Genomic DNA, 26,350 nt, shown 5'->3' with positions numbered 1-26,350 from the left:
AGTCAAGGAGGATATTATGCAAACACATGATGGCATGAATTATGCGCCAATAGGTAAATATGATCCTGTTGTTCAAGAAGGTGAGTTTGCTTTTGCTGCTATTGGACTAGATCATGGACACATTTATGGAATGTGCAATGGCTTAATAGAGGCGGGTGCTGAACTAAAATGGGTGTATGACCCTGATAAAAAAAGGTGGACAGATTTCGTGAAATTTTTCCAGACGTGAAGGTTGCTGCATCTGAGGATGAAGTTCTTCAAGATCCTTCTGTTCAATTAGTTGCCGGTGCGGCAATAACATCTAAACGATGCGAATTAGGCTTAAGAGCTATGGATGCGGGTAAGCACTATTTTACTGACAAAGCGCCCTTTACAACATTAACACAATTACAAGCTGCCAAAGATAAAGTGAAAGAAACTGGACTCATTTGGGCTGTCTATTATAGTGAACGTCTTCATAATGAAAGTGCAATATTTGCAGGGCAGCTTATTGAGCAAGGTGCAATTGGAAATGTTGTTCAAGTGATGGGTACTGGTCCACATCGTACTAATCCAGATCATCGGCCGGATTGGTTCTTCAAAAAAGAATATTATGGCGGAATTTTATGTGACATCGGAAGTCATCAAATTGAACAGTTTTTATTTTATACAGGAGCTAAAGACGCAAGAGTGGTCCATAGTAAAGTAGGAAACTATAAACATTCAACATATCCTGAGCTTGAAGATTTTGGAGATGCTAATTTGATTGCTGATAATGGAGCAACAGGTTATTTCCGGGTTGATTGGTTAACTCCAGCTGGTCTAAGTACTTGGGGTGATGGAAGAACACTCATCTTAGGTACAGAAGGCTATATAGAATTAAGAAAATATGTTGATATTGCAAGAGAAAAAAGCGGTAGTCACTTGTATTTAGTCAATGAAGTTGGAGAAAAACATTTTAATGTAAATGGTAAAGTTGGATTTCCATATTTCGGATCACTTATTTTAGACTGCTTAAATGGAACAGAGATTGCCATGACTCAAGAGCATACATTTAAAGCTGCTGAGTTATGCTTGCTTGCACAACTTAACGCGATAAATATCTCAAATGAAGAAGAAATACAAATCTAGTAATTAAATAGTAGAAAAAATTAATAAAACCAAATGGATGGGGCAGGACAGTAATATCATATTTTTTATTTACTGAATGTCGTATAAAACACCTGCTCCAACTAGTTTTATTTCCCCAATAAACATTTTGGTTGTAAATATATCATTCATTATGATGAAAAATAAATATTTGCGTAAATAATTAATAAATTTTCACATTTATCTATTTAATTTTACTACCATACTAGTATTATTAATATTCATTTGTGCTCACACAGAAACATATAAAACGATCGAATTATTTGTAAGCGCTTCAAAGTTATGTGGTTTTCGAGTGTACTTATTTTATGAAAAGAGTGGGGGGATTATTATGGCTGAAATTAAAGTCGAAACCGGTGGGGAATCAAATATTATTATCAAAAGAAGTAAATTAGCTGTTTTGGGAACGATCTTACGTAGAGATTGGCAACTGTACTCTTTGCTAGTTCTACCCATCATTTACTTAATCATATTTAAATATGGACCTATGTTTGGGAATATTATTGCATTTAGACGATTTATGCCTGGAGGTAAAATATACGGGGAATCTTGGGTAGGACTCCATTATTTTAAGATGTTTATCAATGATCCAACGTTTTGGAATGTGTTTAAAAATACCCTTATGCTTGGTGGGTTAACACTTATTATTTGTTTTCCGATGCCGATCATTTTTGCCTTATTGCTTAATGAAATTAAAGCGAAAAAATTCAAGAAGTTTGTCCAAACGGCATCGTATTTACCTCACTTTTTATCAATCGTTATTGTAGCAGGAATGATTCTTCAATTAACAGCTGTTAATGGTACGATCAATTCGATTGTAGAGTTTTTCACGGGTGAAAAGATTAACTTTATTCAACAAGCAGAATGGTTTAGAACTATTTATGTAACTTCAGAGATATGGCAAACGATGGGATGGGGAGCCATTTTGTACTTAGCAGCATTAACAACAATAGATGAATCATTATATGAGGCTGCCAAAATAGATGGTGCAAATCGCTGGAAACAAACTCTTCATATTACAATACCAGGAATTCTCCCAACAATTGTTGTTTTACTTATTCTAAATATCGGGAGCTTCATGGCAGTAGGCTTTGAAAAAATCTTACTTTTATATAACCCATTAACTTATCAAACATCAGATGTTATCTCAACATATTTATATCGAGTTGGTTTGGAATCTAGTAATTTTAGTTATGCAACTGCGATCGGGTTATTTGAATCTATTATTGGCTTGGTCTTAGTATTATCAGCTAATGGAATTTCTAGAAAATTAACCGAAAGAAGCTTGTGGTAGGGGGTTGATAAAATGAAAGAGTCAAAACAATATAAAATATTCAAAGTTTTTAATGTATCAATATTAATCATCATCGTTTTTTGTACACTTTACCCTTTTTTAAATGTAATCGCTCAATCATTTAGTAGTGAGGCCTATATCAATGCAGGAAAAGTTACACTTTTCCCTAGAGGATTTAATATAGACACATACAAGACAATTGCACAAGATAGTATGTTTTGGATCAATTATAAAAATACAGTTGTATATACAGTTGTAGGAACAGCGATTTCTATGTTTCTTACAACAATCTTTGCTTATGCATTATCAAAGAAACGTTTAGTAGGAAGAAAGTTTTTAACATTTTTCGCCGTATTTACCATGTTTTTTAATGGAGGGTTAGTACCTAACTATGTATTAATCAATAGTTTAGGATTTGGTAACTCAATCTGGGCAATCGTCATTCCAGGTGCGATCAGTGTTTATAACATGTTAATTATGAAGTCATTCTTTGAAAATATGCCAGAAGAATTAGAAGAAGCGGCTTCAATTGATGGATTAAATACGTATGGAATTTTATTGAAAATTGTTCTGCCCCTCAGTAAGGCAGTTATCGCAACCATGATTTTGTTTTATGCAGTAGGACATTGGAACTCTTGGTTTCCAGCATTCTTATACTTAGATCAAAAAGAGTTATTCCCTGTGACGATGTACTTGAGAAATATGATAGCAGGTGTGACTGGAGCAACATCTGCCGGTGCATCTTCTGCCGATAATTTAACTCAAATTTCGGCAAACATTAAATCCGTTACGATGGTCTTAACAATTTTACCGATCTTAACAATCTATCCATTTGTACAAAAATACTTTGTATCGGGAGTAATGCTCGGTTCTGTTAAGTAAATACAAAAGCGTTTACTAAAAGCTTCATTGTTTGCTTAGTAGCAATGAGGCTCTCATTAAGAGAAGGGGTTATCTTTCTTTTAATGAGCGTCTTATCGCCTAAGTAGATAAAAACGCTTATGTTTAAATCACTAAACCAAAAAAGGGAGGAAAAGAAATGGGGAAAGGTCTAAAAGGGTTAAAGTCTACATTTAGTGTATTGGCTTTATCAGCACTTGTTGTTGCTGGGTGTTCAAACAATGAAACATCTAGTTCCGAGGAGAAGAACGTAAATCAAAAAGGAGCAATGGAATCCTATAGTGTAGGCGATACGTTTAAATCTAGTGAAGCATTTGATCTTTCAATTCTTTACATGGATCAACCTACATATCCATACAAGGAAGACTGGCTATTATGGGATCATATTAAAGAAACAACGAATGTAACATTAAAACCAACAATTGTTCCTTTGAGTGATTATCCTCAAAAACGTAGTCTTTTAATTAGTTCTGGTGATGCACCGCTAATTATTCCAAAAACTTATCCAGGTGAAGAAGCGCCATTTGTTGCTTCTGGTGCTGCATTACCTGTAAGTGATTACATGGATAAAATGCCTCACTTTAAGGAAAAAGTGGAGAAATGGCAACTTGAAGATGAGTTAAAAGGACTTCGTCAGAAGGATGGAAAATTTTATGTTTTACCTGGTTTACATGAAGCTGTTTGGCCAGATTATACATTAATTGTGAGAACGGATATTTTTGAAAAGCATAATATTGCGATTCCTAAAACATGGGATGAATTATATACAGCGATGAAACAATTAAAGGAATTATATCCTGATGTTACACCTTTCTCTGATCGATTTACTTTCAATAGTACTCTAAATATCGCAGCAGTTAACTTTGGTACAAAAGCTGGATGGGGTTTTGGAAATGGTTTAACATATGACGAATCTAAGGATGAATTCGTACCAACAGCAACAACTGATGAGTATAAAGAATTGCTAACTTATTTTAATAAATTAGTTGAAGAAGGTCTATTGGATAAAGAAAGCTTTACTCAAGAAGATGATCAGGCTGTTCAGAAGTTTGTAACAGGCAAGTCATTTATCATTAATGGTAACTCACAAACGGTTGTCCAACATCGAACTGATATGGACAAAACGTTAGGTGAAGGAAATTATTCAATTGCGAAAATAACTGTTCCTGGTGGACCTGCCGGAGATTTAATGGGCGGTTCAAGATTGGAAAATGGGGTCATGATTTCTTCTAAAGCTAAAGAAAGTGAATACTTTGAAGCAATCCTGCAATTCATTGATTGGTTATATTATAGTGATGAAGGTCAGGAGTTTACTAAATGGGGAGTTGAAGGCACGACATTTACAAAAGCTGAAGATGGAACGAGAACTCTTGTTGAAGAGGTTAATTATAATGGCTTAAACCCTGCTGGAACGAAAGACTTACGTATCGATTATGGTTTCTCAGGAGGCGTATTTGCTTACGGAGGAACAACTGAACTTCTTCGTTCTATGATGAGTGAAGAGGAGATTAAGTTCCAAGAGGATATGGCAAATAGGAAAACAACTGTTCCTGCAGAGCCGCCAATTCCTTACACAGTTGAAGACAGAGAACAAGTAACATTATTAAGCACGCCATTAAAAGATTTTACTGACCAAAATACATTGAAATTTATCTTAGGTGAACGTGATTTAAGTGAATTCGATGCATTTGTAAAAGAATTAGAGGGTCAAGGTTTGCAACAATACGTAGATCTAGCAAATAAAACGTATAAAGACGCTAATAAATAATCTAATAAAGAGGTTAACTAAACGTGAGTCATCTCACGTTTAGTTAACCACTACTAAAAAGCAGGTGGAAAATAATGGAAGAAAAGAATCAATTTGGTCAAGGGATTTTATATACATTTACTAATTATGTTTATGCTTTTCTTTTAACAAATCTTTATTTTGTCTTAACTAACGGTCTGTTTATTTTTTTCTTTATGACATTAGAACCTTCATTTTCAAACATTCTCCTGTACTTTTTAGCTCTAATCCCCACAGGTCCAGCTGTAGCGGCTTTATACTATTCTATGGAAAAACTTGTGAGAACGAAAGAGCTTTCTCCAACACATGACTTTTTCTACGGATTTAAAAAGAATGTAAAAGATATTTTATCCATCTGGTTCCCAATTCTTTTGGTTTACTTTATTTTAATCGTTGATTTACAGTATCTTCGCCAAACACCAACAGAATTAAATCAAATTTTATCTATAGTGATTTTCGTTCTGATCGTCTTATGGACTATGTTGATATTAAATGCTGTAGCAATTAGTGCGCGCTTTAAATTTAGAATAAGAGATATATGGAAGCTATCTGTTTATTACAGTTTTATGAAGGTGAAAAACACAGTAGGAAATATGTTGATCCTATTTATCCTAGCATTTATTACGACAATTACAACTGACTTTTTAATTCTTTTCGTATCAAGCATTGTCTTTTTCCTCTTGGCCCTTAATACAAAAGAAATGCTTTCAGATATTGAAATGAACTTTCTGAAAACGAGTCCAAAACATACAGATCAACAACTGGAGTAGTTAATAAAATAACAAAAATGTGAGGTGAACATGATGGGGTTAAAAGTAAGAGATGTTGTGAAACAATTAGAATCTCCTGTTGAGAATATTAAATCAACAGTAGACTCTCTCCTGTTTGGAAATGGTGATGATGAGGTAAGTGGAATACTAGTAACATTCGTCGCATCACATTTTGCTATAGAACATGCTAAAAGAATTGGTGCAAACATGATAATAACACATGAAGGAATATTTTACAGTCATACTCAAAACGATGAAGTTTTAAAAAATAATAGAGTATATGCTGAAAAACTTGAACTAATTAAAAACTCAGGAATCGCTATTTACCGATTTCATGACTATGTTCACAAATACACGCCTGATCTAATAACAGAAGGGCTTATTCAAAAATTAGAGTGGAACGGTTATGTAGAGAGACATAATCACACATCATCTATTCTGGTTATTCCACCTATGTCAGGGGAAAAAATCGTTGCGTATGTGAAAGAAAAGCTTTCGATTCCTTTTGCTCGAGTCGTAGGAGATTTAAGCCTTGAATGCACTAGGATTGGACTTACAGTTGGCTTTCGAGGAGGTGGAGAAACAGCCATCCCATTATTCGAAAAAGATAAGGTGGACTTGATTATCACTGGAGAAGGTCAAGAATGGGAAACACCGGAATATATACGTGACGCAGGAGTACAAGGGAAGAAAAAGGTCTTAATCATGATTGGTCATGCTGCAAGCGAAGAACCCGGGATGGAATACTTAGCAGTAAAACTCAAGTCCTTTTTTCCTGCGATACAGACAACATTTCTATCTAATAATGAAAATTTAATTCATGCTAAATAATCAGTTTCATACGTATAATAACTCAACTACCATACTAGTATGAATAGTATACATATAAATCCGCTTTAGTAAGTATACAAGGAGGCAGAAAAATGAAAATGACGTTTCGTTGGTTTGGGAGTCAAGATGATAGTGTTACCCTTGATCAAATAAAACAAATTCCGGGAATGGATGGCATCGTTGGTGGACTGCATGATATAGCCGCTGGAGAAGTGTGGCCGTTGGAGAGAATTCTCGATTTAAAGAAAGAGGTACATGCAAAAGGCTTAAACCTTGATATCATTGAGAGTGTAAATGTACATGAAGATATTAAACTGGGATTACCAACTCGTGATCATTATATAGAAAATTATCAACAAACAATTCGTCATTTAGCACAAGCTGGAATAAAGGTCATTTGTTATAACTTTATGCCTGTCTTTGATTGGATTAGATCTGATCTGGCCAAAGTGTTACCAGACGGATCAACAGTACTTGCTTATGAAAAGGAAAAGATTGAACGTGTAGATCCTGAAGTTTTAATAAAAAATGTTGAAAACTCTGCAAATGGATTTTCACTACCAGGTTGGGAGCCTGAAAGAATTAGAAAAATTAAAAGAGCATTTGAATTATATAAAGATGTAACAGAAGAAGATTTATTTGAACACCTGCAATACTTTTTAGAGAAAGTAATTCCTGTGGCTGAGGAACATGATATAAAGATGGCGATTCATCCTGATGATCCTCCATGGTCAATTTTTGGATTACCAAGAATCGTGACGAATTTTCAGAATTTAAAGAGGATTGTCAATCTTGTGGATAGTCCTTCGAACGGATTAACATTATGTTCTGGTTCACTTGGTGCAAATCCTAATAATGATATTCCCGCGATCATGCGGTATTTTTCAAGCATAAACAGGATACCGTTTGCACATATACGAAATGTGAAGATCGAAGAAAACGGTGATTTCACTGAAAGCTCCCATCGAAGCAGTGACGGATCCTTAGATATTTATGAAATTGTTAAAGCTTTACATGATACAAACTTTAAAGGATATGTGAGACCAGATCATGGAAGGATGATTTGGGGAGAACAAGCTCGACCGGGATACGGCTTATACGATCGTGCACTAGGTATTATGTATCTGCTTGGAATTTGGGACAGCTTAGAAAAAGTCAAAGCACAAAAGAATAAAAAACGCGGGACCTTATATTTATAAGGTAAGAACTTCTTAATAGATTAATAGAAAACTGTTACATTAGATGATTGGAGAGTACTAAATGTATATAAATCATAAACAGAGATCTTCAACAACAAGCAATCAAGTGTATGAAGAACTAAAATCACAAATATTAAATTTACAACTCGCACCAGGTACAAGTATTTCAGAGAAGGAGATGTCTGAAAAATTCAATGTAAGTCGTACTCCGGTACGGGAAAGTTTTTTACGACTTTCGAGAGAGGGGCTATTAAACGTTTTTCCTCAAAGAGGAACGTTTGTCTCCTTAATCGACTTAAATTTAGTGGAAGAAGCAAGATTTATGAGGGAGCATTTAGAAAGAGCTGTCATTCGATTAGCTTGTGAAACATTTCCTCAAGATAAACTAATTACCCTAGAAATGAATCTCAGCATGCAAAAGGTTTGTATTGAACAGCAGGATTACCGAAAAATGTTTGAGCTGGATGAGGATTACCATAAGACTATTTTTATCGGTTGTCAAAAATATAATACATGGCTAGTTATCCAACAAATGAATGTTCATTTTAATAGAAGTCGTATGTTGAGATTAGCGACTGACTTTAACTGGTATACAATTTATTTACAACATAAAGAAATTTTTGAAGGAATAAAAGAGAAAAATCCTGATAAAGCAGAACAGTTGATGCAAGAGCATTTAATGCAAGCAGTTCTTGACAAAGAATATTTAAAAAGGTCATATCCGAATTATTTTAAATAGCCTTTTTATTTTTATAACATGCTAACCTTTACAATCTTCATCAGTTTTCTATTGGAACGAATAATATAGAAAGTGAGTAAATGATATGAATAAAAAGGAACTTTTTAATGATGGATGGGAATTTGCCAAAACCAGTTTAGACAGTCCTTATGATCCATCTTCATTAAGCTTTGAGTCAATTGATATTCCTCATGATTGGTTAATTTTTAATACATTAAATTTATATGAAAACAGTATTGGATGGTACCGGAAAAAATTCACATTAAAGAAAGAAGAGCAGCAAGTTCTATTAGCCTTTGATGGAGTCTATATGGATTCATCTCTTTATGTAAATAATCAATATGTAGGTGAATGGAAATATGGTTATTCTTCTTTCGAACATGATATTACTGATGAATTAGTGGATGGCGAAAATGAAATTTTGGTAAAAGTAGTTCATCAAAGTCCAAACAGTCGGTGGTACTCAGGAGCCGGTATATATCGAAATGTATGGTTAAAGACAAGAGACAAAAACCATATAGTAACAGATGGAATCTATATATCTACTAAAAAGAAAGAACATAGCTGGCAAATAGAGGTGGAAACTGAAATCAACCATGATCATGATGTTGTTATTTCCCATGTTCTTCTTGATGATGATCACGTTATTGCCATCACTAAAGAAGAGATAAGTTCAGATTATTCCACTTCAATTAACCAACAAGTTTTAGAAGTTGAAAATCCAATTCTCTGGAACACAGATACTCCCTATCTTTATGAACTAAAAACGCAGTTGTTTTTGGTGGATAAGAGGAAAGGCAGTTATCAAGAAATTGAAACAATTACACAAAAAATTGGTTTTAGAGAAATTTATTTAGATCCAAGCAACGGGTTAAAACTTAATGGTAAAAAGATGAAATTAAATGGAGTATGTGAACACCATGATTTAGGAGCACTAGGAGCTGCTTTTCATAAAACAGCTTTAAAAAGAAGACTCGATATTTTGAAAGAAATGGGTGTTAATGCTATCCGTACAGCACACAATATGCCTGCTAAAGAATTGATGGAATTAGCTGATGAAATGGGATTTCTTATCGTGACGGAAGCTTTTGATATGTGGGAGCGGCCAAAAACTCCCTATGATTATGCCAGATTCTTTAAGAAATGGGCATATCATGATGTGAAAAGCTGGGTAATGAGAGACAGAAATCATCCAAGCTTACTAATGTGGAGTATTGGAAATGAGATTTATGATACTCATGCGGATGAAAGAGGTCAGGAAATTACTAAATTGTTAATCCAGTATGTGAAAGAATTTGATCCGAAGCAAAATGCAAGCGTAACGATTGGATCGAATTATATGCCTTGGGAAAATGCCCAAAAATGTGCAGATATCGTGAAGATAGCAGGCTATAATTATGCTGAAAAATACTATCAAAAACATCACGAAGAACATCCTGATTGGGTAATCTATGGCAGTGAAACGGCATCCGTTGTACAGAGCAGGGGAATCTATCATTTCCCTTTTGAAAAATCAATTCTCGCAGATGATGATGAGCAATGTTCAGCACTTGGAAATAGTTCAACAAGTTGGGGAGCTAAGTCCGCTGAAGCTTGTATTTTGGCAGAAAGGGATACACCATTTTCACTCGGACAATTTATATGGACAGGTTTCGATTATATAGGAGAACCTACACCCTATCACACCAAAAACTCGTATTTTGGTCAGATTGACACAGCTACTTTTAAGAAAGACTCGTTTTATATCTACCAATCAGCATGGACAAATTATAAAACAGCACCTATGGTACATATTTTTCCATATTGGAATTTTAATAAAGGGCAAATGGTTGATGTTCGTGTTTGTTCCAATGCACCGAAAATTGAATTACAACTTAATGGTCGTAAGATTGGTACACACGATATTGACCAAGAAAAAGGTGAGAACCTTGTTGGGTGGTGGAAGATTCCTTACGAAGAAGGCGAATTAAAAGCAATTGCCTATGATGAAACAGGGAAAGAAATTGCCATGGATGTACGAAGGTCGTTTGGTGATGCAAAGTACATTTCCCTGCTGCCTGATAAGGAAAACGTACTAGCAAACGGGACAGATCTACTTTTTGTAGAAATCACATTGGATGATGAACAGGGTAATCCTGTTGAAGATGCGTCAAATCGTGTGGATATACGTGTTTCAGGTGCAGGAAGATTAGTTGGATTGGATAATGGTGATAGTACAGATTATGATCAGTATAAAGGAATTAGCAGGAGATTATTTAGTGGCAAATTAATGGCCATAATTGCATCGACACTAGAACCAGGGAAGATTATAATCGAAGTTTCTTCAAATGGATTAGATTCTCAATCAATTGAAATTGAGTCAATCTCTATTCAAAATGGATCTTTACAAGGTATTACAGCAAATGCAAAAAATCATGGAATGCCAATTGTCTTGGGAAACAAAGATGAAATACCTGTACGGAAAATCGAGTTAATTAGTGAGTCCGGTCAGTTATTTAATGAAAGTATAACTGAAATGGAAGTATATGCAAATATTTATCCTCTTAACGCAACATATCAAGATGTTGAATGGAGCGTTGTAAATGAATCAGGTATTAAATCAAATATTGCAAAAGTTACAGGTAATGGTACGAAAGCGTTAGTTACCGCTCTAGGAGATGGAGAATTTCGGATTCGGTGTACAAGTAAAAATGGCAGCGATAAGATCAGGCTCATTTCTCAATTGGAATTTAAGGCAGAGGGACTTGGGAAGGCATATAAAGACCCTTATGAATTTATTTCAGCAGGACTGTATGAATATAGCAAAGGTGAAGTGACAAATGGAAACGAACGAGGTGTGGCAACCAGTAGGGATGGAGAAACACAGGTAGGATTTCGGGAGATCGATTTTGGCTCTTTCGGCTCTGATACGATAATAATTCCTATTTTTGCTTTATCAAGTGAACAATACCCGCTCCAAATTTGGGAAGGTATGCCGGATGAAGACGGCAGTCAATTACTTGCAGATGTTATTTACCAAAAACCTTCAAAATGGAATGTTTATCAAGAGGAAACATATCGATTATCCAAGCGCCTTCATGGAATTTCATCAATATGCTTTGTGTTCAATCAAAAGGTGCACATAAAAGGTTTTACATTTGAGAAAAAGAACAAAGCGACTGAAAAGATTATGGCGACTGAATGTGATCATATATATGGCGATACTTTTACGATGAAAGAAAACAGTGTAGATGGTATTGGAAACAATGTATCTCTTGAGTTTGATGATATGCATTTTACTGGTGAAGGAACAACAAAATTGACCATCTACGGTCGATCCCATCATGATAAAAATACAATTCAAATTTCTTTTGCAGGTGAAGAAGGGGAAACGAAACAAATCATCGAATTCACTAAATCAGAAAAGTTGGAACAAAAAGTCTTTGATTTAAAAAAGATCTCAGGTAAACAAAAAGTGACATTTATATTTTTGCCGGGGTGTCATTTTGATTTTGGTTGGTTCCGGTTTGATGAATAATTAGTGTGATTATAAAGTTGACAACCTATAGCGGGTGTCAACTTTTCTTGTTTATTTGTATTATGCCCCATTCATATCATCCTTCCTATTAGCCATTAGGAGAATAGTCCAGTTTTAAGATATCGTACAAAATACATGGTTATTCTATCAGAAAATTGATATAGTAGTCTCAGTGGAAATAAATTTACAATTAATAGTAAGTGAAGGTCGGATGTAATATGAGATTAAAATCATCAATTTTAGAAAAAGTTTTTTTTCAATCTAGAATTCCGCAAATGATATTTGAATATAATTTCAAGGATAATGTGGCAAATGAAGCCTTTTTTCAATTTATTGGATATTCAAAAGAAGAATGGAATGAAGTAACGTTAAAAGAAATATCTCATCCGGAAGATTATCAACTTGATATGCAGTTATATCATGAAGTTTTTACCGGAAAACGTCCATCCTATCAGATGGAAAAACGATATTTTCACAAATCCGGTGAAATTATTTGGGGATCCTTAAACGTTACCTCGATAGAAGATCCAGATTCTCAAAAAAAATTTTTTAGCTCAAATATATGATATAACTGAACAAAAAAATCTGGAACGAGTGTTAACTGATAATGAACAGAAGTATAAATTGTTAGCTGATAACTCTTCTGATATCATCAATTTGTATTTACCAGATGGAAGATTTTTGTACAGTTCACCATCCATTACCCAAATACTGGGTTATGATACTGATGAACTAACAGGAGATGTTCCATATCTTTATATACATCCGGAAGACATTCCCTATGTTCAAAAGAAACATATGTCCTTACTGGAAAATCATCATCCTATTCTTATCACTTATCGATTTAAACATAAAAATGATACATATATTTGGGTGGAATCAAGTATCCGTTCTATAGCAGATGAAAAAACTGGTGAAATAACCGGCTTGATCTCTATATCCCGTGATATTACAAGTAGATTAGAGAAGGACAAGCTGTTACAAAAGTCTGAAAAATTGGCAGTTGTTGGACAGCTTGCAGCTGCTGTGGCACATGAAATTCGAAACCCGTTAACATCAATAAAAGGCTTTATCCAGTTATTCTCTCAAACGAAAGAATGTAATGAAGAGTATATGAAGATTGTTCGAGATGAATTGAATCGGGTGGAGGAAATCATTTCGGAGTTTCTAACGATGGCAAGACCTCAGCAAGAAAAAAACGAAGCACTCAATATAGATGAATTAATCAACCAAGTGATCACTCTTTTAAATACACAAGCCATTTTAGTTAATAAAGAAATAAAGTATGAAAATGTAGCAGCTAACCCACTTGTGAGGGGGGACAAAAATCAGCTTAAGCAGGTTTTTTATCAAATCATTCAAAATGGTTTAGATGCACTCGAAGAAAAAGGTACGGTATATATAAACTTGTCTGCAAACGATGGCATCATCAAAGTCAAAGTGAAAGATAATGGACGTGGAATTCCAAATGAACGCCTAAAAAACATTGGTGAACCTTATTATTCAATCAAAGAAAAAGGAACAGGCTTTGGTCTGATGACTAGCTTTCAAATTATTGAAAATCATCAGGGAAGAATCGAGATCGATTCAATTGTTGGTCAAGGAACCGTCGTATCTGTTACACTTCCCATGTAATGAAGTTTAAAATCAGAGGTGAAATGCAATGTATTACGTCGTTTTAGACCTGGGTTGTTCTGAATGTGGAGAAAGCTCAAATATTCTTGGAATCTTTACATCTTTTGAAAAAGCTAAAAATGCTAGAGATAAATATATTATAGTGAATAAACTTGATGAATATTCAGACCACGAATTCTTTATTTACAAAATTGATTCTTTAGATAAAGTGTATCAAAATAGTTATGAACATTTAATAGAAGAATGAAACAAATACTCCTTTTTCACATATATTTATTGAAAAAGGGGAATTTCCTGATGATAAAATATTATTGCTCAAAATGTATGTTATTACATGATCAGGAGCAGCCATGTATGAAATGCGGAAATTTAGATCTTAAACATATATCAATAAGTGTCCAAAATCAGGAGGAAAGACAAGGCGAGGGAAATGATTCATGAAAGAATTTGATAAGAAGGCTCTCCATTAATGATCGGAGAGTCTTTTATACGTTCAGTAAAATATTGGAAGCGATTACTATTTCTATCCGTTAATGATGATAAATGGAGATGATTGACTGGAAGGAGTGGATTTTGATATTTTAATTTCTAATATACCATTAGTGAGGGACGCAGTTATTTTTTTCCTTTCAATTGAAAAAGGAAGGACAACCGTTCTTTTTCTCTCATGTTCTCCTTGATTGTCATCTAAGACGGTGATATAAAGATGTTCCCTATTCACAGTTAAGTTGACCATTTCAGTTGAAATTGCTTCCCCAAGTTCTGCTTCCACAATAAACTCTTCACCTGTTTCAAATAAATCGAGACGAAATGTTTGTTCGTCTAGTAAACTAGTAAATGGATCTGTAAAAAACTGAGACATCCATTCCTCAATACCATGAATGTCCATAGGATTTGAACATTTTTTTTGTTCATTTTAATTGACCCCCAACGACTTTTTCTCTAGTAAAACTAGATCCCTTTAACATTTACAATATTCAAAAAATCTGGTATTGGTGAAGACTTAGCCATCAATTGAAGAAAATGTGAATAAAAAAAGAGGGTGACTCAAAAGGTCGATGATTGACGACCTTTTGAGCACCTTTTTCTTATTTGTTTTTAAAAAGAATCAAATAGTGGATTTCCCCAATAGAAAGGGTTATCCCTCCCATTTATTGGTATCCGTTCACCTCACTTTCTTTATTTCTTTTTATCGCGTTCTGCATTTTTTTGCAGTTATGTGCAACGCAAAGAAGCCCCATTCAACCGTATTTTTTGGGAGGCCACGCATTGAAAAGCGTCTGAACTGCTGATTGTGTTTTAACTGTCTAAATACAATTTCCACATCACATTTTCGTTGACTATATAATTTCCGACCTTCTTCGCTCTGAAGACGTTCACGAATCTCTTTTCTTTGTCTCTGATTATCTAGAGATATTGTAATTGTTTTTTGATCTTTCCCTTTTGCACAAATTGGTTGGAATGGGCATCTGGTACATTTAAAACAAGAATACTCTCTTTTAATTGACCAGATTCATTATTAGACGTTTTTGTGGTTTCATACTCGAATCCTTACTTGTATAAGGTGATGTAGTAACTTCATTATACAAAATAAGGAGATTTTTTTGCTTAATTATGTTTTTAAAAAAGGTTGTTTGTTTTCGTATGGTTGTTACACTGGCTACCATTTTAGATAGATAGTGGAATAGAGCGGAGGACACTTGACTCATGGGGGAAGTAGAGGAAAGGCTGAGACCCCGCAGGCGCAGGAGAGGAGGCTCAGGTTCCTCCCTGCGGACAGCAAGTGTCTGGAGCGCAATAGAATGTCCCGGTTTTTACGCTTATGTAAAAAGAGACTAAAAAAGGGCTAACCCAAAGGTCTAAAAACTAGACTTTTGAGTCAGCCTCTTTTATTCTCTACATATCATGACCCTGATTGTTCTTTTGACGAGTGTGATTTGCATTTTTCACTTTCTTTGAACCATCCAATGGTTCCGGTTGACCAGGATTGTTCCCTTTAGGCGCATTTTTACGCATATCTTTACTTGTATTTTTGTTGGTCATTTTCATCCCTCCTACTAATAGGATGAGTCAAAAATGAAAAAACATGCGATGTGAAGAATGAATAAAATTTTTAATAAATGCACATCCTAATATATGGTTCTAATAGAAGATGAAAGGAAAGTGATGATAATGCCTTATAATAAAAATAACCAACAATCATTCCAAGCAGCGCAGCAAGGAGCCACACAAGCCTTTGATGCTTATAATAATATTGTTAAAGATTCTGCTGATTACGGACATCAACTGAAACATCTGACAGAAGAAGTGAACGAAGCATATCAACAAATTAATAATGCCTTGGAAAATGCATCTGAAACACAAAGGGAACGGTTAGAACAATATCAACGTGACCTTGAACAAATTGTCCACGATGTTAATCAATCAGAATAACTAAGTAAAACGACGGGGCTCCGTCGTTTTTTGTCATATGAAAGAATAATTATTGGTTTTTTTTGCGTTTCTTATTGTTCTGTTTTTGAGCAGCAGTTAGTGGTTCATTTTGTAACTCCTCATTGTATCCTGTACCAATACCCTGTGCACTAGCATCATTCATACCCATTCTTACGTGGTTTGCTTTACGTTTAGCCATTTATGCAATCACCTCCCGCCTTAAAAATTAGCTTGTCTCAATTCATCGGAAACAATCCAAAAGAGATGAATTCTAAATAAATGAAAAAATTTAGAAAAAAATGAAAAGTTTTTTATCCTTTTTACTTCAAAATTTGGTATAGTAGAAAAGTAAAACTAGTACGCTTTCATAAGGAAACCTTATACATATCGATAACATCATTGTTATTTACTTATGTTACTAGTTGTATTAAGATTAAATTGTGAAAAGTAATTAAAAATGGGGTAACATCCTTCGACACATGTCGATCCTTGATCTTTTTAAGGGGGAGAATTTATGACTAATCAAGTGACTACGAAACAAGATGCTTTCCAAGCCCGTAAAAACTTTACGGTAAACGGAAAGAAGTACAACTACTATTCATTACAAGCACTAGAAGATGCGGGAATTGGTAACGTTTCACGTCTGCCATATTCTGTGAAAGTTCTTTTAGAATCAGTTCTGCGCCAAGTAGATGGCAGAGTTATTACAAAAGAACATGTTGAAAACTTAGCAAAATGGGGAACGAACGATCTAAAAGAAATTGATGTTCCTTTTAAACCATCACGTGTTATTTTACAAGACTTCACAGGTGTTCCAGCTGTTGTTGACTTAGCGTCTTTACGTAAAGCAATGGCAGATATGGGTGGAGATCCTGATAAAATTAACCCGGAAATTCCAGTTGACCTGGTTATTGACCACTCTGTACAGGTTGATCGAGCTGGAACTCCTGACGCACTTCAATTCAATATGGATCTTGAATTTGAACGTAATGCCGAGCGTTACAAATTTTTAAGCTGGGCAAAAAAATCATTTGATAACTATCGTGCTGTACCACCGGCAACCGGTATTGTTCACCAAGTAAACTTGGAGTACTTGGCAAATGTTGTTCATGCAGTACAAAACGAAGATGGTGAATTTGAGGCTTTCCCGGATTCATTGGTTGGTACTGATTCTCATACAACAATGATCAATGGTATTGGTGTCCTTGGATGGGGTGTTGGCGGTATCGAGGCGGAAGCTGGAATGCTAGGACAACCATCTTATTTTCCTGTGCCTGAAGTAATCGGAGTTAAATTAACAGGTGAGTTACCAAATGGAACGACTGCTACTGACTTAGCATTAAAAGTGACTCAAGTATTACGTCAACAAGGTGTTGTTGGTAAATTCGTTGAGTTCTTCGGTCCTGGAGTAGCACAACTACCACTTGCAGATCGTGCAACTATCGCAAACATGGCACCTGAATATGGAGCAACTTGCGGTTTCTTCCCAGTTGATGAAGAAGCTCTTAATTACATGCGCTTAACGGGTCGTGATGAAGAACAAATTCAAGTGGTTGGAGAATATTGTAAAGCGAATGGATTATTCTTCACACCTGAAAATGAAGATCCAATCTTCACAAAAGTTGTTGAAATTGATCTTACTGAAATTGAAGCAAACCTTTCTGGTCCAAAGCGTCCACAGGATTTAATTCCGCTTTCAATGATGAAGGATAAATTCCATGAACATTTAGTTGCTCCAGCTGGAAACCAAGGCTTTGGTTTAGAAGCGACTGAAATTAACAAAGAAATCACTGTTAAATTCAAAAATGGTGAAGAAACGAACATGAAGACTGGTGCAATTGCTATTGCAGCAATCACTAGTTGTACAAATACATCTAACCCATACGTACTAGTGGCAGCAGGTCTTGTTGCGAAAAAAGCAACAGAACTAGGCTTGGAAGTACCTAAATACGTAAAAACATCTTTAGCTCCAGGATCTAAGGTTGTTACTGGATACCTTGAAAACTCAGGATTACTTCCACACCTTGAGCAACTTGGTTTCAACCTTGTAGGGTATGGATGTACAACTTGTATTGGAAACTCAGGTCCTCTTGCAGATGAAATCGAAGAAGCAGTAGCGGCTAACGATTTATTAGTAACATCTGTATTATCTGGTAACCGTAACTTTGAAGGTCGTATCCATCCACTTGTAAAGGGTAACTACTTGGCTTCACCGCCACTAGTTGTTGCTTATGCATTAGCAGGTACTGTTGATATTGATTTACAAAGTGATTCACTAGGTAAGGACAAAGATGGCAAAGATGTATTCTTCAAAGACATCTGGCCAACTACGAATGAAATTAATGAAGTTGTCAACAAAACGGTAACTCCGGAGCTATTTAGAAAAGAGTATCAGCAAGTATTTGATGATAATGCTCGTTGGAATGAAATTGAAACAACTGATGAAGCATTATATGTATGGGACGAGTCATCAACATACATTCAAAACCCACCATTCTTTGAAGGCTTAGAAGCAGAACCGGGTAAAGTAGAAACGCTAAAAGACCTACGAGTTGTTGCTAAATTCGGTGATTCTGTTACAACTGATCATATTTCACCTGCAGGTTCAATTGGTAAAGATACGCCTGCTGGACGTTATCTGCAAGAAAACGGGGTAACACCAAGAGAGTTTAACTCTTATGGATCTCGTCGTGGTAACCACGAAGTTATGATGAGAGGTACGTTTGCAAATATCCGTATCAAAAACCAAATTGCTCCAGGCACAGAAGGTGGTTATACAACTTACTGGCCAACTGGTGAAGTTAAATCAATCTATGATGCATGCATGGATTACAAACAAGATGGAACTGGTCTTGTTGTATTAGCTGGTAATGATTACGGAATGGGAAGCTCACGTGACTGGGCTGCAAAAGGTACAAACCTTCTTGGAATAAAAACAGTTATTGCTCAAAGCTTCGAGCGTATTCACCGTAGTAACCTTGTATTAATGGGTGTACTTCCTCTTCAATTTAAAGATGGAGACAGTGCAGAAACACTAGGTTTAACTGGTAAGGAAACAATTGAAGTTGAAATCGATGAAACAGTAAAACCACGTGATTTCGTGAACGTTACAGCTACTGATGAAGCAGGAAACAAAACAACATTTGAAGTATTAGTTCGATTTGATAGTGAAGTTGAAATTGATTACTATCGTCATGGCGGAATCCTTCAAATGGTATTGCGTGATAAATTAAAAGCATAATTAATAAAAAGGGAACGGGATGAATCGTTCCTTTTTTTGTTGTGTCTTCAGGTGTCGAATTTCCTTCTCTGTTGAGTTAATGTTATAAAAAAACACGTCTCTTATTCACATTATGTCTAAAATGAGAATTCTAATGCGTTTCCATTGTCCTTTTAATAAAACCATGCTTAAATGAGAGATGAAGTACTACTATGTACTACTACTTGAAAGGACCTAATTTTTGTATGTACGATGCCATTCAACTTGGACCGTTTACAATCCAATATATCCTGCTGATTTACCTATGTTCAGTCATAGCTACATATTTTATTTTAGATGCTTTTATTTCTGATTCAAAAATTAAGTCTTTTTTTAAGCGGCAATATTTTACCTTTTGGTTTATTCTTTTTATTACATATAAATTCAGTATTGTTTTATTTGAACCACAGCTTTTATTAACAACCCGATGGTTATTCTTTACCGGTGGTCAAGATGGATTTTACCTTGGGCTTTTAGCAAGTGTCCTATTCTTAATTTGGAAAATGCGAAAAGAACACATACATGTTAAGGAATTTATCAAAGCGTTGTTGATCGTCATTTTAAGTTTTACGGTAGTATTTCAATTAATCAAGTTTGTTGTGTTGTCTTTTCTTTAGGAGGTAAATAAATGAAAAAGGTTTTGGCAGTTTCTATTTTAGTTTTTCTAATAGGATATGCGATTTATTTTGCAATCAATCCAAATTCTCCAAAAATAGGTGTGTCTGAAGGCAGCGCTGCACCTGATTTTGAATTAGAAACTCTTAGTGGAGACAGCATGAGTTTATCAAGTTTAAAAGGGAAAAAGGTCATAATCAATTTTTGGGCTACATGGTGTCCGCCATGCCGGTCAGAGATGCCTGATATGCAAAAAATTCAGGATGATCATAATGGTGATGTAGTTGTATTAGCGGTAAACCTTACCAGTTCCGAAAGCAGTATAGATACAGTGAATAAATTTGTAAGTGAACTTGGGTTGACTTTTCCTGTCTTATTAGATAAAAAGGGACAAATCAATAATCAGTTCGAAGTACTTTCATACCCAACATCTTATTTTGTAGATGAAGAAGGAGTTATTCAAACAAAATTTGTTGGAGCCTTAACATATGATCAAATGAATAAATTTCTTAATAACCTTTAAACCGAGCCACATAGGGTCGGTTTTTAACTTTTTCCAATAGATGAAACTTTTCACATAATTGATTTAAATGTCAGAAAATTGGGTATCCTTTTATTAAATATGTCGGAGGTGAGAGGCAACATGAGAAAGACGAGAAAAAAATCATTTGAAGAGTTAGTTAAGGAAAATAAGCAACAATTATTACAGGATCAACAAGCACTTGATTTATTGGAGGAACGTTGGGAGCAACGTATTCTAAAAAGGCTGGATTCATTTTAACAGGCTTTTCTAGTAATTGTTTCTCTTCCGCAGGGTATTCTATTTGTTGAGGGGGCGATAACAATGGCAAATCATAATAATCAACAGAATCACTTTACTCCAAGCCATATAGGGACAAAATCACGCGGTTTCGGTAATAATAAAGGGAAACAAATGCAGGATACATCAGGGAAACATGCTCAAGTGATTCAAACAAAAGGCGAGTAATTTCAGGTAAATCAATTCTTACTATTAAATATAAAAACGTGTTTAAAATCTTCTTCAAACATGCAGACTAACATTGTTTCATTGATTTTAGGTGAAAATCCACAATGAGAGGAAGGATACACGATGACAAAACATACAAAACCAAATCCTGATGATCGTTCTGATAACGTTGAAAAGCTGCAGAGCATGGTACAAAACACAATAGAAAATATTGAAGAAGCGCAGGATTCTATTGCATTTGCTAATTCTGAAGAGCGTGAACGCATTGAAGCTAAAAACCTTCGCCGTGAGGAAAGTATCAATGCAATGCGCAATGAAATTAAGGATGAAGCACAAGCGCGCGAAAATGGCTATCGTTATGATCAATAGATAAACCGGGCTTATACAGCCTGGTTTATTTTTTATTCTTTCTTAAAAAAACTACGCATTACGCTTTATCATATAGTCTCACCAATCGGCAGTTTTCTTTAGCCCCCAAAAAAACTTTATGTTATCATTGTTTGAAGTATTGATGATAGGATTACGAAACAAGGAGAGAAGAAAGATGCATATATCTAAAGCTGAGATTGAAGTTCGATATGCTGAAACAGATCAAATGGGTGTTGTATACCATGCAAATTACCTAGTGTGGATGGAAGTTGGCAGGACAAAACTTATACAAGATCTGGGGTTTTCTTATGCTGGAATGGAAGAGCAGGGAATCATATCACCTGTTATTGACCTTGATATTTCTTATAAAAAGCCAATGCGTTACGGTGAAACAGCTACAATCAACACCTGGATTGAAGAATATAATGGGATAAAAAGTGTGTATGGATATGAAATTTTTTCGCCAGGCGGTGACCTTGCTGTTCAAGCAAAATCCAGTCATGTTTGTGTGAACAAAGAAACATTTAGACCAGTTAAATTCAAAAAGATGTTCCCAGAGTGGCACGAAGCTTATGAGAAGGCGAAAAAATAAATGGCATTTGGCATTTCCCGAAAGGAATTACATAGATGGAAACATGAAATTGATCATGGAAATATCGCATTTTTAACTCATTTTTGGTTAGATGACCGGTTTCCTAATAGTCATTGTGTAACAAAGGTTGGCTGCAAGGATATTGACAAATTAGCCCATTGGGGAACTCGATACGGATTAAAGAGAGAATGGATTCACCATTATAAACAATATCCACACTTCGATTTAATGGGTAACATACAAATGTCTATATTAAAAGAATACGGTTTAGAAGACCAAATTAAACGATTTAAATTGTAAAAATATAACAAGAGGGGAGAATTTCATTAGTATATAGAACGCGTGAAATTTCCCCCTCATGTTTACTTTTTAGAATTTCTTTTCAATGCACTGAATTATTGATATTGAAATACAGGTTCCTCAGCATCTTCATCTAAATCAACATGTAAATCATGTTGATCAAAATACCATAAATCACGATTTTCAACAAAAAACGTAATTCCATTACTTTCTACACTGGATCCTATTTCTTCAGGGTTTTGTTTCACAACTCCAAGTGAAAATCCTTTTTGTACATTACTACATCCACCATATCTAACAAAAAACTGAACAGTGTCACCCTCTTCAAGTTGTAATTCATTTATATACCAATCTGCTGCTTTGTTATCAATGGTAATTTTCAAATCCGAACACTCCTTATGTTTTATAAACTTATCTTAATTATAATATAGATGTGCTGTTAGGGCTAATGATGAACATAACGAAAATAAAAAAGAAGATGAGTAAAACAGAAATAGTATCCTGTTTACTTTATCTTCTTTTTATAGCCACTTTACTTTCGGCTCTGTCTTATCGATAATTCGTTTAATATTTGCACGATGGCGATAGACAACAAATGAAGTTAACAACGTTATAACAATGATAAGTGGAATATCTTTTGTAAATAAGCTGTAAATGATTCCATAAACTCCAGCGAGCATAGATGAAAGTGAAACATATTTTGAGATATAAAGAACAATAAAAAAGAAGGCTAACATCGTTATAAATAATAACGGTACATAACATAAAAGTACACCGCCGGAAGTGGCAACTGCTTTTCCTCCTCTAAATTTCGCGAAAATTGGATATGTATGGCCAACAACGGCAAAGATCCCAACTAATAAAGGATGCAAGTGTTCTAAACCGAATAATAAAGGTAAAGCAGCAGCAAGTGTTCCTTTTAATATATCAGCACCTGTAACAAGTAATCCTGCTTTAATTCCCAATGTTCGAAACGTATTCGTTCCACCTAAATTTCCGCTCCCATGTTCACGTATGTCAATTCCATACCCAAGCTTGCCTACTATAAGGCCGGATGGAATGGAACCTAATAAATAAGCTAAAATAAAAATAAATGCTTCAATCATATATGTACTCCTTTGCATATTCTTTTTATATTCTATCATGATAATTGATAAAAACACTACGAGAGAATAAAAAAAGATAAAAACTCTCATGTTATAAGTAATATTCAAACGTCGTACATAGTATAAGAGTTAAGTTTCAATTCCATACAAAAGGAAGCAAAACTTCCTGTAGTCGAAGGCAAAATCATTGTTTGCCAAGTTTCTAAATTGTTATGATAGAGGAAAAGGAGATGGGAAAATGCCGATTGAAAATCCAACAAGAGAAGAAATTGGACAAATTTTAAAGAACAGTAAAACAATAGCAGTTGTTGGTCTGTCTAATAATCCTGAGCGTACATCATACATGGTAAGTAAGGCGATGCAGAATGCAGGATATGAGATTATTCCTGTAAATCCTACTGTAGACGAAGTATTAGGTCAAAAGGCAGTAGCTTCATTAAGTGATATAAAAGGGCATGTTGATATTGTCAATGTGTTTCGCCGCTCAGAACATTTGTTGGAAGTTGCCCAGGAGTTTTTGAAAATTGATGCAGATGTATACTGGGCACAGCTCGGATTAGAAAATGAAGAAGCCTATCAATTGCTGATAGACAATCATAAAACCGTTATCATGAATCGTTGTATAAAGGTTGAGCATGCTATGACAAAGTAATTTACTTGTTCTTTTTTGAAGAAAATCCTTGTAAAAACAAGGATTTTTATTTTATTATGCGAATATTGTTTCCTAAAACCAAATTACCATATACAATTAAGCATGGATATGAGGTAAGTGGTAAGATAATAATGTTAGAAAACTTTTACTTGATTTTCTCTTCATTTGTGGGGGTTGTCGATCTGCAAATTATTGTATAAAATACTAAAACATGCGTTCTATTGTGAAAAAGATTTAATTGTTTGTCACTGAAAGGGGTTTAGTCGCTTGGGAAAGAAGCAACAGTTTGATTATAATGATGATGCGATTCAGGTCCTCGAAGGTCTTGAGGCTGTAAGAAAACGACCTGGTATGTACATTGGTAGTACAGATAGCCGGGGTTTGCATCATCTCGTTTACGAAATCGTTGATAACTCTGTGGACGAGGCTTTAGCAGGACATGGGGATCATATAATAGTCAAAATACATAAAGATAACAGTATTTCTGTTCAAGATAAGGGTAGAGGTATGCCGATTGGTATGCACAAACTTGGAAAACCAACACCTGAAGTCATCTTAACGGTTCTTCATGCAGGAGGAAAGTTCGGGCAAGGTGGATATAAAACAAGTGGCGGTTTACATGGAGTTGGTGCATCAGTTGTTAATGCTCTCTCAGAATGGCTGGTTGTCACTATTCAACGCGATGGTTTTATTTATGAACAACGCTTTGAAAACGGCGGAAAGCCTGTGACAACTTTAGAGAAAAAAGGAAAAACGAACAAAACAGGTACAAAGATTCATTTTAAACCTGATCCAATAATGTTTAGTACGACAACCTATAACTTTGAAACATTAAGTGAACGTCTTCGCGAATCTGCTTTTCTTTTGAAAGGGTTTAAAATTGAATTAATTGATGAGCGACACGATCAATCAGAGGTATACCATTACGAAACCGGAATTGAAGCATTTGTCACATACTTAAATGAAGAAAAAGATGCCCTACACCCGGTAGTTTCATTTGAAGGTGAGCAAAATGGCATTGAAGTTGATTTTGCTTTTCAATTCAATGATGGGTACTCAGAAAATATTTTATCATTCGTTAATAATGTTCGGACAAAAGATGGCGGAACCCATGAAGCAGGTTCTAAAACAGCAATGACAAGAGCCTTTAATGAATATGCAAGAAAAACGGGATTACTTAAAGAGAAAGATAAAAATTTAGAGGGTTCTGATATTCGCGAAGGTTTATCAGCGATTGTATCAGTAAGAATTCCTGAAGAGTTATTACAATTTGAAGGTCAGACGAAAGGTAAGCTTGGGACAAGTGAAGCAAGATCAGCAGTTGATGCCATTGTTTCTGAAAACCTTTCTTACTTTTTAGAAGAAAATCCTGACGCAGGCACACTTCTTGTGAAAAAAGCGATTAAAGCGTTTCAAGCTAGAGAGGCTGCCAGAAAAGCACGTGAGGAAGCACGGAGCGGTAAAAAACGAAAGCGTTCTGAAACGACATTGAGCGGTAAACTTACACCTGCCCAATCACGTAATCCATTAAAAAACGAACTATATCTTGTTGAGGGTGATTCTGCAGGAGGTTCTGCAAAACAAGGTAGGGACAGAAGGTTCCAAGCAGTACTTCCTTTAAGAGGGAAAGTTATCAATACAGAAAAAGCTAAATTAGCGGATATTTTTAAGAATGAAGAAATTAATACGATTATTCATGCAATTGGAGCAGGTGTTGGAGCAGAGTTTACTGTAGAAGATATTAATTATGATAAAGTCATTATTATGACTGATGCAGATACAGATGGTGCTCATATTCAAGTGCTGTTATTAACATTCTTCTATCGCTATATGAAACCTCTAATTGAAAATGGAAAAGTATTTATTGCCCTGCCGCCTTTATACAAGGTAAGTAAAGGTTCAGGCAAAAAGGAAGTTATTGAGTACGCATGGTCTGATGATGAGCTAAGTGATGCCATCTCTAAGGTAGGAAAAGGTTATATGATTCAACGCTATAAAGGTCTTGGTGAAATGAATGCAGACCAGCTTTGGGAAACAACAATGAACCCCGAATCAAGAACGCTTATTCGTGTCAAAATTGATGATGCAGCTCGTGCTGAAAGGCGTGTCACAACACTTATGGGTGATAAAGTTGAACCACGTAGAAAATGGATTGAAAGCAATGTTGCATTCGGTCTTGATGAAGAAACAAATATATTAGAAAATGAGCATTTATCGGTTGCAGAGGAGGTATAGGC

28 protein-coding genes and 1 pseudogene are annotated in these 26,350 nt (G+C 35.1%); 23 read left to right on the top strand and 6 right to left on the bottom strand.

What is annotated here, in order from left to right; all coding sequences use genetic code 11:
* Positions 1–16 precede the first annotated feature (16 nt).
* The 12 genes and pseudogenes from AC0L8O_RS11705 to AC0L8O_RS11650 all read left to right on the top strand — a co-directional run bounded on the left by AC0L8O_RS11705 (position 17) and on the right by AC0L8O_RS11650 (position 14,046).
* Positions 17–1,110, top strand: a pseudogene (locus AC0L8O_RS11705) (Gfo/Idh/MocA family protein).
* A 349-nt stretch (positions 1,111–1,459) separates the two neighbouring features.
* Positions 1,460–2,422: an ABC transporter permease gene (locus AC0L8O_RS11700; RefSeq protein ID WP_026561666.1), complete on the top strand. Its 963-nt coding sequence runs from the start codon at positions 1,460–1,462 to the stop codon at positions 2,420–2,422.
* A gap of 12 nt (positions 2,423–2,434) precedes the next feature.
* Positions 2,435–3,304, top strand: coding sequence for a carbohydrate ABC transporter permease (locus AC0L8O_RS11695; protein WP_026561665.1), 870 nt, complete (start codon positions 2,435–2,437; stop codon positions 3,302–3,304).
* 157 nt (positions 3,305–3,461) lie between these two features.
* Entirely contained in the window at positions 3,462–5,090 is a 1,629-nt protein-coding gene (locus AC0L8O_RS11690; protein WP_026561664.1) for an ABC transporter substrate-binding protein, read from the top strand.
* Positions 5,091–5,164: 74 nt separating this feature from the next.
* Positions 5,165–5,878, top strand: coding sequence for a DUF624 domain-containing protein (locus tag AC0L8O_RS11685; RefSeq protein ID WP_026561663.1), 714 nt, complete (start codon positions 5,165–5,167; stop codon positions 5,876–5,878).
* 30 nt (positions 5,879–5,908) lie between these two features.
* Positions 5,909–6,709 (top strand): Nif3-like dinuclear metal center hexameric protein, encoded by an 801-nt coding sequence (locus tag AC0L8O_RS11680; RefSeq protein WP_473448197.1) that lies wholly within the window; start codon positions 5,909–5,911, stop codon positions 6,707–6,709.
* A gap of 92 nt (positions 6,710–6,801) precedes the next feature.
* Positions 6,802–7,908 carry a mannonate dehydratase gene (gene uxuA, locus AC0L8O_RS11675; protein ID WP_026561661.1) on the top strand — a complete coding sequence of 369 codons (1,107 nt, stop codon included), beginning with the start codon at positions 6,802–6,804 and terminating at the stop codon, positions 7,906–7,908.
* Between the two features lie 61 nt (positions 7,909–7,969).
* Complete coding sequence (locus AC0L8O_RS11670; RefSeq protein ID WP_034332861.1) at positions 7,970–8,647, top strand: GntR family transcriptional regulator; 678 nt, start codon at positions 7,970–7,972, stop codon at positions 8,645–8,647.
* Positions 8,648–8,732: 85 nt separating this feature from the next.
* A complete protein-coding gene (locus AC0L8O_RS11665) occupies positions 8,733–12,164 on the top strand; it encodes a glycoside hydrolase family 2 TIM barrel-domain containing protein (protein ID WP_026561659.1) in 3,432 nt (1,143 codons plus the stop codon).
* Positions 12,165–12,382: 218 nt separating this feature from the next.
* Positions 12,383–12,730, top strand: a complete 348-nt coding sequence (locus AC0L8O_RS11660) for a PAS domain S-box protein (RefSeq protein ID WP_473448194.1) — start codon at positions 12,383–12,385, stop codon at positions 12,728–12,730.
* Positions 12,731–12,758: 28 nt separating this feature from the next.
* Positions 12,759–13,799, top strand: a complete 1,041-nt coding sequence (locus AC0L8O_RS11655) for an ATP-binding protein (RefSeq protein ID WP_473448192.1) — start codon at positions 12,759–12,761, stop codon at positions 13,797–13,799.
* A gap of 28 nt (positions 13,800–13,827) precedes the next feature.
* Complete coding sequence (locus tag AC0L8O_RS11650) at positions 13,828–14,046, top strand: hypothetical protein (RefSeq protein WP_026561657.1); 219 nt, start codon at positions 13,828–13,830, stop codon at positions 14,044–14,046.
* Positions 14,047–14,322: 276 nt separating this feature from the next.
* On the opposite strand, the gene AC0L8O_RS11645 is transcribed toward AC0L8O_RS11650, so the two are convergent.
* The 3 genes from AC0L8O_RS11645 to AC0L8O_RS11635 form a co-directional block, all read right to left on the bottom strand.
* Positions 14,323–14,661 (bottom strand): Hsp20/alpha crystallin family protein, encoded by a 339-nt coding sequence (locus AC0L8O_RS11645; protein ID WP_473448190.1) that lies wholly within the window; start codon positions 14,659–14,661, stop codon positions 14,323–14,325.
* A gap of 327 nt (positions 14,662–14,988) precedes the next feature.
* A complete protein-coding gene (locus AC0L8O_RS11640; protein ID WP_232230178.1) occupies positions 14,989–15,252 on the bottom strand; it encodes a transposase in 264 nt (87 codons plus the stop codon).
* Positions 15,253–15,695: 443 nt separating this feature from the next.
* The gene (locus AC0L8O_RS11635; protein ID WP_078434125.1) at positions 15,696–15,842 is read right to left on the bottom strand and encodes a small acid-soluble spore protein P; all 147 of its coding nucleotides are present in this window, start codon (positions 15,840–15,842) and stop codon (positions 15,696–15,698) included.
* A gap of 129 nt (positions 15,843–15,971) precedes the next feature.
* On the opposite strand from AC0L8O_RS11635, the gene AC0L8O_RS11630 reads away from it, so the two are divergent.
* The gene (locus tag AC0L8O_RS11630) at positions 15,972–16,232 is read left to right on the top strand and encodes a hypothetical protein (protein ID WP_026561655.1); all 261 of its coding nucleotides are present in this window, start codon (positions 15,972–15,974) and stop codon (positions 16,230–16,232) included.
* A gap of 49 nt (positions 16,233–16,281) precedes the next feature.
* Here AC0L8O_RS11630 and sspO read toward each other — a convergent pair whose 3' ends face one another.
* The gene (gene sspO / locus AC0L8O_RS11625) at positions 16,282–16,431 is read right to left on the bottom strand and encodes a small acid-soluble spore protein O (RefSeq protein ID WP_026561654.1); all 150 of its coding nucleotides are present in this window, start codon (positions 16,429–16,431) and stop codon (positions 16,282–16,284) included.
* Between the two features lie 315 nt (positions 16,432–16,746).
* On the opposite strand from sspO, the gene acnA reads away from it, so the two are divergent.
* From acnA to AC0L8O_RS11585, 8 genes are all read left to right on the top strand, one after another.
* Positions 16,747–19,473: an aconitate hydratase AcnA gene (acnA, locus tag AC0L8O_RS11620; RefSeq protein WP_026561653.1), complete on the top strand. Its 2,727-nt coding sequence runs from the start codon at positions 16,747–16,749 to the stop codon at positions 19,471–19,473.
* A gap of 191 nt (positions 19,474–19,664) precedes the next feature.
* A complete protein-coding gene (locus AC0L8O_RS11615; protein WP_026561652.1) occupies positions 19,665–20,108 on the top strand; it encodes a hypothetical protein in 444 nt (147 codons plus the stop codon).
* Positions 20,109–20,119: 11 nt separating this feature from the next.
* Positions 20,120–20,629, top strand: a complete 510-nt coding sequence (locus AC0L8O_RS11610; RefSeq protein WP_026561651.1) for a TlpA family protein disulfide reductase — start codon at positions 20,120–20,122, stop codon at positions 20,627–20,629.
* 120 nt (positions 20,630–20,749) lie between these two features.
* Positions 20,750–20,887, top strand: coding sequence for an FbpB family small basic protein (locus AC0L8O_RS11605; protein ID WP_084043064.1), 138 nt, complete (start codon positions 20,750–20,752; stop codon positions 20,885–20,887).
* A gap of 63 nt (positions 20,888–20,950) precedes the next feature.
* Complete coding sequence (locus AC0L8O_RS11600; RefSeq protein ID WP_026561650.1) at positions 20,951–21,094, top strand: acid-soluble spore protein N; 144 nt, start codon at positions 20,951–20,953, stop codon at positions 21,092–21,094.
* Positions 21,095–21,217: 123 nt separating this feature from the next.
* A complete protein-coding gene (gene tlp, locus AC0L8O_RS11595; RefSeq protein ID WP_026561649.1) occupies positions 21,218–21,463 on the top strand; it encodes a small acid-soluble spore protein Tlp in 246 nt (81 codons plus the stop codon).
* Between the two features lie 175 nt (positions 21,464–21,638).
* The gene (locus AC0L8O_RS11590; RefSeq protein ID WP_026561648.1) at positions 21,639–22,055 is read left to right on the top strand and encodes an acyl-CoA thioesterase; all 417 of its coding nucleotides are present in this window, start codon (positions 21,639–21,641) and stop codon (positions 22,053–22,055) included.
* Positions 22,056–22,355 (top strand): hypothetical protein, encoded by a 300-nt coding sequence (locus tag AC0L8O_RS11585; RefSeq protein ID WP_026561647.1) that lies wholly within the window; start codon positions 22,056–22,058, stop codon positions 22,353–22,355. It begins immediately after the preceding gene.
* 95 nt (positions 22,356–22,450) lie between these two features.
* On the opposite strand, the gene AC0L8O_RS11580 is transcribed toward AC0L8O_RS11585, so the two are convergent.
* Together AC0L8O_RS11580 and plsY are read right to left on the bottom strand one after the other, a co-directional pair.
* Positions 22,451–22,738: a HesB/YadR/YfhF family protein gene (locus AC0L8O_RS11580; RefSeq protein WP_026561646.1), complete on the bottom strand. Its 288-nt coding sequence runs from the start codon at positions 22,736–22,738 to the stop codon at positions 22,451–22,453.
* Positions 22,739–22,876: 138 nt separating this feature from the next.
* Entirely contained in the window at positions 22,877–23,461 is a 585-nt protein-coding gene (gene plsY, locus AC0L8O_RS11575) for a glycerol-3-phosphate 1-O-acyltransferase PlsY (RefSeq protein ID WP_026561645.1), read from the bottom strand.
* 238 nt (positions 23,462–23,699) lie between these two features.
* Between plsY and AC0L8O_RS11570 the strand changes: the two genes are divergently transcribed.
* Positions 23,700–24,113 carry a CoA-binding protein gene (locus AC0L8O_RS11570; protein ID WP_026561644.1) on the top strand — a complete coding sequence of 138 codons (414 nt, stop codon included), beginning with the start codon at positions 23,700–23,702 and terminating at the stop codon, positions 24,111–24,113.
* 267 nt (positions 24,114–24,380) lie between these two features.
* A complete protein-coding gene (parE, locus tag AC0L8O_RS11565) occupies positions 24,381–26,348 on the top strand; it encodes a DNA topoisomerase IV subunit B (protein WP_026561643.1) in 1,968 nt (655 codons plus the stop codon).
* The last annotated feature ends 2 nt before the right edge of the window (positions 26,349–26,350 follow it).

It is taken from the genome of Metabacillus sp. KJ11-3 (assembly GCF_055808295.1).
The sequence above is the reverse complement of the archived record's forward strand: the minus strand, read 5'-3'. Positions and strand labels throughout refer to the sequence as shown.